8 protein-coding genes and 4 pseudogenes are annotated in these 10886 nt (G+C 65.0%); 7 read left to right on the forward strand and 5 right to left on the reverse strand.

Annotated features, from left to right (window positions below):
• Positions 1-258: 258 nt before the first annotated feature.
• Positions 259-870: pseudogene (locus OC184_RS18220) on the forward strand (homogentisate 1,2-dioxygenase); the annotation flags it as partial.
• Positions 871-964: 94 nt separating this feature from the next.
• Here OC184_RS18220 and OC184_RS18225 read toward each other — a convergent pair.
• From OC184_RS18225 to OC184_RS18240, 4 genes are all read right to left on the reverse strand, one after another.
• Positions 965-1183 carry a hypothetical protein gene (locus OC184_RS18225; protein WP_265508576.1) on the reverse strand — a complete coding sequence of 73 codons (219 nt, stop codon included), beginning with the start codon at positions 1181-1183 and terminating at the stop codon, positions 965-967.
• Between the two features lie 469 nt (positions 1184-1652).
• The gene (locus OC184_RS18230; RefSeq protein ID WP_265508577.1) at positions 1653-2612 is read right to left on the reverse strand and encodes an aldo/keto reductase; all 960 of its coding nucleotides are present in this window, start codon (positions 2610-2612) and stop codon (positions 1653-1655) included.
• A 79-nt stretch (positions 2613-2691) separates the two neighbouring features.
• On the reverse strand, positions 2692-3891 hold the full coding sequence (locus OC184_RS18235) for a CaiB/BaiF CoA transferase family protein (protein WP_265508578.1): 1200 nt from the start codon (positions 3889-3891) through the stop codon (positions 2692-2694).
• Positions 3884-4837 carry a hydroxymethylglutaryl-CoA lyase gene (locus tag OC184_RS18240; protein ID WP_265508580.1) on the reverse strand — a complete coding sequence of 318 codons (954 nt, stop codon included), beginning with the start codon at positions 4835-4837 and terminating at the stop codon, positions 3884-3886. Before OC184_RS18240 ends, OC184_RS18235 begins: the two co-directional genes overlap by 8 nt.
• 74 nt (positions 4838-4911) lie before the next feature.
• Between OC184_RS18240 and OC184_RS18245 the strand changes: the two genes are divergently transcribed.
• The 6 genes and pseudogenes from OC184_RS18245 to OC184_RS18265 all read left to right on the forward strand — a co-directional run.
• Positions 4912-5598 carry a GntR family transcriptional regulator gene (locus OC184_RS18245; protein ID WP_265508582.1) on the forward strand — a complete coding sequence of 229 codons (687 nt, stop codon included), beginning with the start codon at positions 4912-4914 and terminating at the stop codon, positions 5596-5598.
• A gap of 28 nt (positions 5599-5626) precedes the next feature.
• Complete coding sequence (locus OC184_RS18250) at positions 5627-6592, forward strand: Bug family tripartite tricarboxylate transporter substrate binding protein (RefSeq protein ID WP_265508583.1); 966 nt, start codon at positions 5627-5629, stop codon at positions 6590-6592.
• The gene (locus OC184_RS18255) at positions 6589-7020 is read left to right on the forward strand and encodes a tripartite tricarboxylate transporter TctB family protein (protein ID WP_265508584.1); all 432 of its coding nucleotides are present in this window, start codon (positions 6589-6591) and stop codon (positions 7018-7020) included. The genes OC184_RS18250 and OC184_RS18255 overlap by 4 nt, the downstream gene beginning before the upstream one ends.
• A 1-nt stretch (position 7021) precedes the next feature.
• Positions 7022-8527 carry a tripartite tricarboxylate transporter permease gene (locus OC184_RS18260; RefSeq protein WP_265508585.1) on the forward strand — a complete coding sequence of 502 codons (1506 nt, stop codon included), beginning with the start codon at positions 7022-7024 and terminating at the stop codon, positions 8525-8527.
• 35 nt (positions 8528-8562) lie between these two features.
• Positions 8563-8763: pseudogene (locus OC184_RS20585) on the forward strand (transposase); the annotation flags it as partial.
• Positions 8764-8826: 63 nt separating this feature from the next.
• Positions 8827-9552: pseudogene (locus tag OC184_RS18265) on the forward strand (transposase); the annotation flags it as partial.
• A 98-nt stretch (positions 9553-9650) separates the two neighbouring features.
• On the opposite strand, the pseudogene OC184_RS18270 reads toward OC184_RS18265, so the two are convergent.
• Positions 9651-10695 (reverse strand): annotated as a pseudogene (locus tag OC184_RS18270) (IS30 family transposase).
• Positions 10696-10886: the final 191 nt, after the last annotated feature.

A 10886-nucleotide genomic window follows, 5' to 3' on the forward strand; every position in this document is an offset into this window, starting at 1 on the left:
TCCGCATCGCCATCCTCAACCGCTTCACCGCACTCGGCATTCCCGTCACGCAGCCCGTCGGCTGACTTCAGACGGGAAAGGGGAAATCTGATCTTCAAACGCTTCATGCAACAGCGCCGGCCGGGCCCGATGTTCAACCGCCGAGGTTCCGAAAGTCGGTCGAATGTGGAACTTCGCGTCATCCTGCGAAACGCAGACATGCCGGTGGTATCCGGTACTGGCGGCAAAGGCGACAGCTTGTTCGTCGCCGATCAGGGAATGCGGGTTCACGCGCTGCTGGCCTTGATGGCGCGCGTGGCGGCGTGCAGCTTCGGCAACGACTTTGAGACCGAGGCGCTGCCGGGCGCGCTGCCGCAGGGCCAGAACAGCCCGCAGAAGTGCAACTATGGCCTTTACGCCGAACAGCTGTCGGGCACCGCCTTCACCGCGCCGCGCGGCCAGAACGAGCGGACCTGGTGCTATCGCATCCGCCCCTCGGTTCATCACACCGGCCGCTTCAGCCCGATCGAGGTGCCGCACTGGAAGACGGCGCCGAACGTGGTGGCGAACGTGACCAGCCTGGGGCAGTACTGGTGGGACCCGATCCCCGTCCCAGAAGGTGATCTGACCTGGATCACCGGCATGCGGACCATGACCACGGGGGGCGACGTCAACATCCAGGTGGGCATGGCCTCGCACGTCTACCTGGTGACCCGCTCGATGGAAGACGAGTATGTCTTCTCGGCCGACAGCGAGCTGCTGGTCGTCCCGCAGGAGGGCCGGCTGCGCTTTGCGACCGAGCTGGGCATCATCGACCTGGAGCCGAAGGAGATCGCGGGCGCGGGTCGCGCTGCAGCTGAACGGCATCGCCTTCGAACAGGCGCCGGTCGACCTTGTCGCCGGCGCAAGGCGCAGCCTCGCGCATCTGCGACCGGGTCCGCAGCCTTGGACCCTGCGCGGGAGATCGACAGCCTCGTGCACCCAGTCATTGGCGATCATCGAACATCTTGATGAACGTTATCTGGGACCGCGCCTTCTGCCGCCGGACCTGGGCGCGCGTGCGCAGGCACGGGCGCTGTCGCTGGCCATCGCCTGCGACACGACGCCGCTCGCGAACCTGCGCGTGCTGAACCGGGTCGAAACGATCGCGGGCAAGGGTGCCCGAGACGAATGGAACAGAAACGCCATCCGCGCAGGAACGCATGCTGGATCATCCTTCCTTCTCCGGCGCGTTCTGCAAGGGCGCTGCGCCCGGCATCGCGGACTGCGTGCTGATCCCGCAGCTTTACAACGCCGACCGCTAGCAGGTCGAAACCGGCGACCAGCCCCGCATCACCGACGTCGCCGACCAGTACAAACGGAAACAAGCCTTCGCCGCCGCCGTGCCGCAGCTACCGCAAGGGCCGGGAAACACGCAGCCAGTTCTGCATTCTGCGTCGAGCATCAAGTTGAAGGCTTGCTGCATTCATCGATCCTCCCCGCGGCTGAACGCGGCGGCGCGATGAGCGCCGTTGGGGTCAGGTTCATATCATAGGTTGGCGAGACTTTGCGCCCGTTGCTGCTGCAAAGGCAGACGACCTGCCCGCACCTGCGCGACACTCGATGTCAGTTGGAAACGAACGATCCGAGCCTTTAGGCGAAGCGTCAATGTGCGGTGCCACCGTTCCGCAGTTTCAGCAATATCGCTCCACGAAAGCCATCTGCTGGTCGGAGTAGCGGGCTCCGGACGCGAAACCTGCGGGCAGGATCTGTTCGATATCCGCGATGTCGGCGGGGCCAAGATCCGCGACCTGCCAATCGCGCAGGTGATCCGCCGTCCGCGTCCCAGGGATGGGGATGATGTGATCCCCCTGCGCCAGGACCCATGCCAGTGCCGCCCCCGGCACCGTCCAGCCCCGCGCCGCGCAAAGTTCCCGGAAGGGCGCGATGGCGGCAAGATTGGCCGAGAAGTTCGGCTCGGTGAACCGGGGATTGGTGTCGCGGAAGTCGATGCCCGCGCGGAAGTCCCGCTTCAGGGGCTGTCGCCCGAACATCCCGCGGCCGAGGGGTGAGAAGGCAACGAAGGCCACGCCAAGGTCGCGGCACGCCTGGATGAGGCCAAGCTGCGGCTGCCGCGTCCAGAGCGAGAATTCGTTCTGAACCGCCGTGACGGGATGTTCGGCATGGGCGCGACGCAAGGTGGACGGCGCGACCTCGGACAGGCCATAGCCGCCGATCTTCCCCTCCTGCACCAGCTTGGCCATCGTTCCAGCCACGTCCTCGACGGGCATGTCGGGCTGGCGGCGGTGGATGTAGTAGAGATCCACGTGGTCCCGTTTCAGCCGGCGCAGCGATTCCTCCAGGCACTGGCGGATAAAGGGCTCGTCGTTACGCACCGTTCGCGGCGGGCCGCTGACGATGCCGCACTTGGTGGCCAGATGCACGTCACGCTGCCCCCATCGCCCGATGACCTGTTCCGACACCCCCATGCCATAGATGTTGGCGGTGTCGAGATGGGTGATACCGGCGTCCAGTGCGGCATCCAGACAGGTCAGCGAGGTCGCCTCGTCCGTCGGGCCGAACATTCCGCCAAAGCTCATCGCGCCAAAGCCGATGGCGCCGACGCTGCGGTTTCCAAGCCGTCTCTGTTCCACCTGTTCCCCCTGATCAGCGGTAGGGCAGAGAAGCGCGCCCCTTCCCTGCAGTCAAGTCGAAGGGTCTGCGGCGCTTCTCTCAGTCGCCGGCGACCTGACGCTGGAGGAGGCCCGCGATTTCCTCTTCGGACAGGCCGAGTTCCGCCAGGATGGTGCGCGTTCCTCCGCCAAGCCGTGGCACGGGGCGGTGGACGTGGCATGGCGTGGCACCAAGCTTGATCGGAAAGCCGGGCACCTTGACCGTCGGGCCATCCTGGAATGGCACGTCGATGACCATCTGCTGGGCCTTGACCTGGGGATCCGCGAACACCTGGTGCAGGTCCTGGACGATGCCGCAGGGGACACCGGCCGCATTCAGGATGGCCAGCCAGTGATCTCGGCTGTGGCCGGCCATGCGGGCGTTGATCATCTCTCGCAGCTCTTCCCGTGCCGCCATGCGCTTCGAGTTGCTGTCATAGCGCGGGTCCGTCATGACCCAGCCAAGGTCAAGCCGGTCAAGGAACCTGCGCAGGATCTGGTCATGCGAGTTGGCGACCGCGATCTGCCCATCAGAGCAGGTGAAGAGGCCATAGGGATAGACAAGGGGGTGGTCGTTGCCGGTGCGTTCCGGAACCCGGTTCGTCGCGAAGTATTCGGACGCCAGATAGGCGAGCAGGCTGATCAGGCCGTTCACCATCGCGACCTCGACGGTCTGCCCCTTGCCCGTACGCTCCCGTCCCACCACGGCCGCAAGAACGCCGAGCGCCGCATAGATGCCGGCGACCAGGTCGCTGACCGGGGCGGCGGCGCGCATCGGCGGGCCGTCCGGATCGCCGTTGACGCCCATGAACCCGCTCATCGCCTGTGCGATGAAGTCGAATGCCGGGCGGTCGACGTAAGGCCCCGTGCTGCCATAGCCGTTGATGCTGGCCACGATCAGGCGCGGGTTGAGGCGCGCCAGGTCATCCTCGCCCAAGCCCATCTTCTGCAGCGTGCCCGGGCGGAAGTTCTCGACCAGGACGTCGGCATCAGCCAGCAGACGCCGCAGCACGTCCCTGCCCTCGTCCGAATAGAGGTCCAGAACCATCGAACGCTTGTTGCGGTTGAAGCCCGCGAAGTATCCCGAATGCCCTTCGGTCATCGTCCCCTGGGCGCGGACCGGATCACCCTTCGGCGGCTCGATCTTGATGACATCCGCGCCAAGATCTCCCAGGATCATCGTGCAGAACGGCCCCGACAGCACCCGGGTCAGGTCGATGACGCGCAGCCCGTCCAGCGGGCCTTTCGCAGCTTCAGCCATTGGCGGTCCTCACGCTGTCCATGGGCGCGGTCTTCAGACGAGGCCCGGCCTTCATCACCTGTCCCGGCAGTTCACGGCCGACGATCCGTTCGGCCAGTTGCGCGGCCCGGATCAGACGGTCGAGGTCGGTTCCCGTTTCGACGCCGCTTTCGGTCAGCAGATAGGCCAGATCCTCGGTCGCCACGTTGCCGGTCGCCCGCGGCACGAAGGGGCAGCCTCCTAGACCGCCGATGCTGGATTCGTAATACGTGACACCCTGGCTTAGACCCGCATAGACGCAGGCCAGGCCGACGCCCCGCGTGTTGTGGAAATGCAGCGCCAGGGTGCTGTCGCCCAGAACCGGCCTCAGCGCCTGGACCCGGTCGACCACCAAGGCGGGCGTCGCCATTCCGGTCGTGTCGCCAAGGGTGATATGATCCATCCCCAGATCGACATAGGCGCGGGCCTGATCCACCACCGCGCTGACATCGACCTCTCCCTCGAACGGGCAGCCGAAGGCGGTCGCGATGGCGCCTTGCAGACGCACGCCCGACCCTTCGGCAAGCCGCGCGACCTCGGCAAAGCCCTTCAGCGAATCTGCGCGGCTGCGGTTCACGTTCTTCAGGTTGTGGCTTTCGGAGGCCGACGCGAACAGCACCATCGCATCGACCCCGGCCTCGATCGCGGCCTCGGCGCCGCGCATGTTCGGGACCAGCGCGGTCAGATGCGCGTCCTTGCGGTCGCGGAAGGCGGCCAGAACCTCGGCTGCGTCGCGCATCTGCGGGACGGCCTTTGGCGAGACGAAGGACGTCACCTCGAAGCGGCGCAGGCCCGCGTCCAGAAGCGCCTGGATCAACTCGATCTTCTTCTGCGTCGGCACGAAGACCGGTTCGGACTGCAATCCGTCGCGCGGTCCCACTTCGGTCAGCACGGCATGATCGGGAAAGCCCGCGACGATTGCGCCCATCCTGTCGTTTCCCTGTGACAAACTGCTTCATTTCTGGATTCCAAGTTGGTATACCGAACCCAACGGAGGCGTCAATGACGGCAACTGCAGCAGGTCACCGACAGCAGGACGGCAGGGACATCCTGTCAAGGCTGCGGTTTTCCATCCTGTCGCTGGAATTTCTGCCGGGAGAGCCGATCAGCGAACGCTCGCTCGAGGCGCAGTTCAAGATCTCGCGCACCCCGGTCCGAGAGGCGCTGTTCCACCTGATCCGTGACGGGCTGGTGATCCGCGAAGGGCGTGGCTATGCCGTGGCACCCTTCGACATGGACGAGATCGACGAGGTCTTCGCCTTTCGCGACATCGTCGAACCGGCCGCGGTCAGGCTGGCGGCAAAACTGGCCACGCCCGCCGAGATCGACCTGATCCGGGAAAGCATCATGTCCGGCCACCGCGAGTTCACGCCCGAAAGCTGGCTAGAGCTGGGCCTCGATTTCCACGTCCGCTGCGCGGCGCTGTCGCGCAACCGCTGCCTGGCCGCGGCGATGCAGGACGTGACGACAAGGACGGTCCGCGCACGCTGGCTGAGCTTCACCTCGGAGGACGGTCGGGCCACCACGCATCGCGAACACAGCGAGATCCTGGACCTGATCTGCGCCCGCGACGCTGACGGCGCGGCGCGCGCCGTGCTTGCCCATTCGGCTGCAGTGCGTCAAGAAGTTCGCAAGACGATCGGCGGCGCGCGGCGCTTCATGGGACGACGGGGGGTCGTCGGGCGATAGAAGAACGTCATCATCTAGGGAGGAACGGATGAGCTGGAAACTGAAAGGTCTTCGGGCCGCAAGCGTGGCCGTGGCCGTGCTGATCGCGGCGCCCGTCTCGGCGGCGGAATGCATCGCGCCCGCCGATCCGGGCGGCGGGTGGGACTTCACCTGCCGAGAGGTCGGCCGCCTTCTGGCCGAGCAGGGCCTGGTCGACGGTAATGTCCAGGTGACGAACATGCCGGGCGGCGTCGGTGCCGTTGCCTATGCCAACGTCGCCGGCAAGCGCGCGGACGACGGCGACCTGATCGTGGCGACCTCGACCGTGGGCGTCACGCAAATCGCACAGGGCAAGTATCCCGGCGGAACCGACCAGATGCGCTGGCTGGGCATGCTGGGCGCCGATGTCGGCGTCATCGCCATGGCAAAGAACAGCGACATCCAGACGCTGGACGACCTGATGGCGAAGCTGAAGGAGGACCCGACCTCGGTGGTCACCTCCGGCTCGTCCGGTGCTGGCGGCTGGGACCATATCCGGTTGCTGCTGCTGGCGCAGGCCGCGGGCATCGACGACATCGACCAGATCCGTTGGGTGCAGTTCGACGGCGGCGGCCCGGCCGTGACCCAGATGATGGGCGGTCAGGTCGGCGTCGTCTCGACCGACCTGGGAGAGATCAGGGGCTTCGTCGAATCGGGCGACATCCGCGTCCTGGCCGTCCTGGCAGACGAGCCTGTGTCGGCCTTCCCCGACCTGCCCACCGCGAAGTCGCAGGGCTATGACGTGACCGGCTATAACTGGCGCGGCTTCTACACCGGTGGCGAGGTCAGCGACGAAGACTATGCCGAATGGGTCGACAGGCTGAAGACGCTTTACGAATCCGAGGCCTGGCAAGAGACGGCGAAAGCCAGCGGCCTGGAGCCCGTCTGGCGCGGCGGCGACGAGTTCGCATCCTACGTGACCGAGCAAGAGCAGCAGATGGCCGAGATCTCTCGCCAGATCGGGGTCATTCAGTGACAGATCGCCTGGCCGGCGCCTGCTTCTTCCTTCTGGCAGCCGGATATGTCTGGCTGTCGACGGGATACACGGCAGGCTTCGGCGATCCCCTCGGGCCGGCGATCTTCCCCCGCGTGATCGGCATTCCGGCCGTCCTTCTGGGGCTGTGCCTGATGATCTGGCCGCGCCACAACGCGGCGTGGGCTCCCGCCGACGGCCTGCTGCGGCAGGGTGCGGCGCTTGTCATCCTGCTGGGCTATGCGCTGCTGCTCGAGCCCCTGGGCTTCGTTCCGTCGACCTTCGCCGCGGTTCTGGGGCTTGGGCTTCTGATGGGGGCGCCGTCAATCTGGGGCTTCGTGACCGCCGCCATCGCGGCGCCGGGGCTCTATCTGCTTTTCGACCGGCTGATGGGCCTGCCCCTGCCGGTGATCGGGACCTGGTTTGGCTGACATGGACATACTCTCTTCGCTCTGGGCCGGTTTTGCCGTCGCGGCCCTTCCGATCAACCTTGCCCTGATCCTCGCGGGCTGTTTCGCCGGCACGCTGATCGGCGCCCTGCCCGGCCTCGGCCCCGTCAACGGCGTGGCGATCCTGATCCCGCTGACCTTCGCCTTCGGGCTGAACGCCACGTCGTCGATGATCCTGCTGTCGGCGGTCTATTACGGCTGCATGTATGGCGGCCGCATCTCCTCGATCCTGCTGAACATTCCGGGCGACGAGCCGGCGATCATGACCACGCTCGACGGCTATCCGATGGCCCGCAAGGGACAGGCCGCCGACGCGCTGGCGATATCAGGGGTCGCGTCCTTCATCGGGGCGACACTTGCGACCCTGGGCCTGACCCTGTTCGCGCCGCTTCTGGCGAAGGCCGCGATCTATTTCGGACCGGCCGATTACTTCGCGCTCTATGTCATGGCCTTCGCGACGATCGGCGGCATCTCCGGGACGGACCCGCGCAAGACGCTGCTGGCGGCGCTTCTGGGCCTTATGCTGGGGACGGTGGGCCTCGACCCCTCCACCGGAGTGGCGCGATACACCTTCGGCAGCTTCAACCTCTATGACGGCTTCGATCCGATCGTGGCGCTGGTCGGCCTGTTCGCGATTTCCGAGATCCTGTTCTTCCTGGAACAGAAGGCGCAGGACCGGAAGCTGATCCCGAAGGGCCGTGTCTTCCCCCGCCTGTCGCGGGTGAAAGAGGGACTGGGCGCCTCGCTGCGCGGATCGGTGATCGGCTTCATCGCAGGAATCCTGCCCGGAGCCGGCGCGTCGCTGGGGGCGGTCATGGCCTACAGCTTCGAAAAGCGGCTGAAGGACAAGGGCAGCTTCGGTACCGGAGACCCCCGCGGCGTCGCCGCCCCCGAGGCCGGAAACAACGCGGCCAGCGGCGGCGCGCTGATCCCGATGCTGACCCTGGGCGTTCCGGGATCGGGAACAACGGCGGTCATGCTGGCCATGCTGATCTCGCTGAACATCCAGCCGGGACCGCTGCTGTTCGAGCGCAGTCCGGATCTGGTCTGGGGCCTGGTGGCCGCGCTCTATCTGGCGAACTTCGTGCTGCTGATCCTGAACCTGCCGCTGATCGGCATCTTCACCCGCGTTCTGGGCCTGCCCGCTTGGGGCCTGATGCCGCTGGTCGTGGCGATCAGCTATCTTGGGGTCTATGCGATCACCCACGCGGCCTTCGACCTGATGGTCATGGTCGGCTTCGGGGTCCTTGGCTTCGTGCTGCGCAAGCTTGATTTTTCGCTGGTGCCGGTGGTGCTTGGACTGCTGCTGGGCATGGACATGGAGAACAACCTGCGCCGCGCCCTGTCCATCTCGGGCGGCGACTTCACGATCCTGCTGCAAAGCACGATCGCGCTGCTGCTCTATGGCATCACGGCGGCCTTCCTGGCCCTGACCCTGTGGCTGTCGCGACGCGGCAACCGGGCGCCGGTCGCCGAAGATGCACGGTAAGGCATGAAGACATCATCCTGACACGTGGCCACCCGGAACTGCAGCGCGTCGGATACCGTGCCCGGGATTGGGATACGCAAGCCGGATAGATCGCGCTGGAGATCCAAAATCTCCGCAGGGGCAGCGACTTCTCCGGCTTCCTAGAGTCGCAATGGACCTCCGGGAAGGTTCTGGTGGCCGTCTCAGGAAAGCCTATGTTCTCAATGTTTCGACGCGGTCGGCCGACGATGGGGTGAGGAGGACGAAGAAGGACGTTCGTCATCGAGCTATGACCGATGGCGGCTCGATGGCACAGCCGGCTCGGTGCGTTCTACGTGAAGATGCGAGAAGGCGGACGGATCATCAGCCGGGCCGTCGTGATCGCCGTGGCGGTCGATGCGGATGGCAAGCGCCAGGTGCCGGGCATCGCCAACGGCCCCCTCAAGGTGTTCGTGCGATGGCCTCTTTGGATCGGATTGCCTCGCGCTTTCTTGCGGACCAAGGCCTTGCAACCGTGAGGCTGGTGATTGCGGATGACTACGAGAGGCTGCGGGCGGCCGCGGGTAGGGTCTTCGCCACTCACCAGAGGTGCCGCATTCACTAGGCAAGAAACACTCTCGCTCACACCTCCACCATGCAGTGCGGCGGTGGCGGCGATGCTGACGACGATCTTCGCGCAGGCGACCAAGGCCGAGGCCGAAGCCTAGTGGGAGATCGTGACCGACCCCCTGCACGAGAAGCAGCTCAACTTCGGCGCAATGATGGACAGCTCCGCGACAATGTCCTTGGCCTACATGTCCTTCCCTGGAAACACAGGGCCCAGGTCGCCAGCACCAATCCCCTGGAAAGGATGAACTGTGATGTAAAGCGGCGCTCGGATGTCATCGGCATCTTCCCCAACGGAAGTGTAATCATCCGCTTGGTCGGCGTGCTGATGCGTGAGGCGAATGATGAACGGACGGACGCCAAGCGATGCATGTCGCTTGAGAACCCTCGCCCGCGTCACCGACGATCCCAACGGCAGGCTGCCCGCAGTGGCCGCCTGATCAAGCCCTGACGTCTCCGAGGCTCGCCGCTTGTACACCACTTAGCAAAATTGCCACGCCCCCACTCGCAGCTGTCTCTGTTGCAATATGTGGACGCGCTAGCCCAAATGCGACTTCGGTTTCCGGGAGAGTTTTTTCCCTTCTGTAGCCGCTTCCGAGCAGGTTGGTCTTGAACACCTCGGCAGGGGTGCGGAAGCCGAGGCGCTTGCGCGGCGTGGCATTGAGGCCCGCGCAGAGTTGCCGGAGTTCCTCCTGAGAAAGCGAGTTTGGGTCGGTGTCGCGGCAGAGCCAGCGTCGAAGCCGTTTGTTGGCGTTCTCCACGGCACCTTTCTGCCACGGCAACTGCGCTTCGCAGAACCAGGTCTGGGTGCCCACTTCGGCCTGTAGATGCGGCCAGTCGATGAACTCGGAGCCGCGATCAAAGGTGATTGATCGGCAGGCATGCGGGGGCAGGGGCGCGAGCGCTTGAGCGATCTGCGCCATGATCGGCTTGGTGCGCTTTTCGACGTTCTTCAACACGACCAGGAAACGGCTGGTGCGCTCGATCATGGTGGTGACATTGGCCGGGCCATACTTCTGCCGGAACAGCACCAGGTCTGCCTCCCAGTGTCCAAACTGCTTGCGATGCGCGATGATATCCGGGCGGAACAAGATGCTGAGTTCCGGCGCAAATCTGGGCGGTGGACGCTTGCGCAGCCGGTAGCCCCGGCGGCGTCGGCGTCCGGAAAGGAGGTGGCGCCACAACTCGCTTCGGCGACCGTCACCAGAATAAACATGGCGGTAGATGGTCTCTTGGCAGACCCGGCGAGGAGCATTCTCGTAACGCAATTGGCCGGCGATCTGCTCGGGTGTCCAGCCAGATATCAAGCAGCGCTCGACCTGGTCGCGCAGTCCAGTATCGCGCACCAGCTTGCGCTGCCGCGTCCGCCGCCCATCCAAGTAATTTTGGCCAACGACACACCAGTAGCCGCTCAACTTCGGGATCTCGCTGTCGTGGAAATAGTTGCGGCGCAGCTCGCGGAAGATCGTCGAGCGGTGCCGGCCAAGCCTGCTCGCCATCTCGTCAGGGCTCAGCTTCATCTATCGCCAGCGTTCAATCTTGCGGCGCTCCGAAAGCGAAAGGTGAGAGAACCCCACCTTCATTTCGTGATCCTTTCATGGCTCAACCCATTGTTGAGCACAGAAAGTCGCATTTCAGGATAGCGCCTCCCCAGGTTCTGTTGCTCCGGCCCTTTGCGGGAGTGTGAGCATGGAGGATTCGATGGGAATGTTTGCAGCTTTGGACGTGTCGCAAGAAGAGACGGCGATTTGTGTGGTGCGTGAGGATGGGGCGC

Origin of the sequence: Paracoccus rhizosphaerae, from assembly GCF_026162645.1 — a bacterium.
GTDB classification, from domain to species: Bacteria; Pseudomonadota; Alphaproteobacteria; order Rhodobacterales; family Rhodobacteraceae; genus Paracoccus; species Paracoccus rhizosphaerae.

What these genes read in the sequence shown, in the direction of transcription:
- OC184_RS18225 (WP_265508576.1), bottom strand. Translation starts at nt 1,183, where the DNA reads ATGCGTTCCTGCGCGGATGGCGTTTCTGTTCCATTCGTCTCGGGCACC.
- OC184_RS18235 (WP_265508578.1), bottom strand. Translation starts at nt 3,891, where the DNA reads ATGGCTGAAGCTGCGAAAGGCCCGCTGGACGGGCTGCGCGTCATCGAC.
- OC184_RS18240 (WP_265508580.1), bottom strand. Translation starts at nt 4,837, where the DNA reads ATGGGCGCAATCGTCGCGGGCTTTCCCGATCATGCCGTGCTGACCGAA.
- OC184_RS18245 (WP_265508582.1), top strand. Translation starts at nt 4,912, where the DNA reads ATGACGGCAACTGCAGCAGGTCACCGACAGCAGGACGGCAGGGACATC.
- OC184_RS18250 (WP_265508583.1), top strand. Translation starts at nt 5,627, where the DNA reads ATGAGCTGGAAACTGAAAGGTCTTCGGGCCGCAAGCGTGGCCGTGGCC.
- OC184_RS18260 (WP_265508585.1), top strand. Translation starts at nt 7,022, where the DNA reads ATGGACATACTCTCTTCGCTCTGGGCCGGTTTTGCCGTCGCGGCCCTT.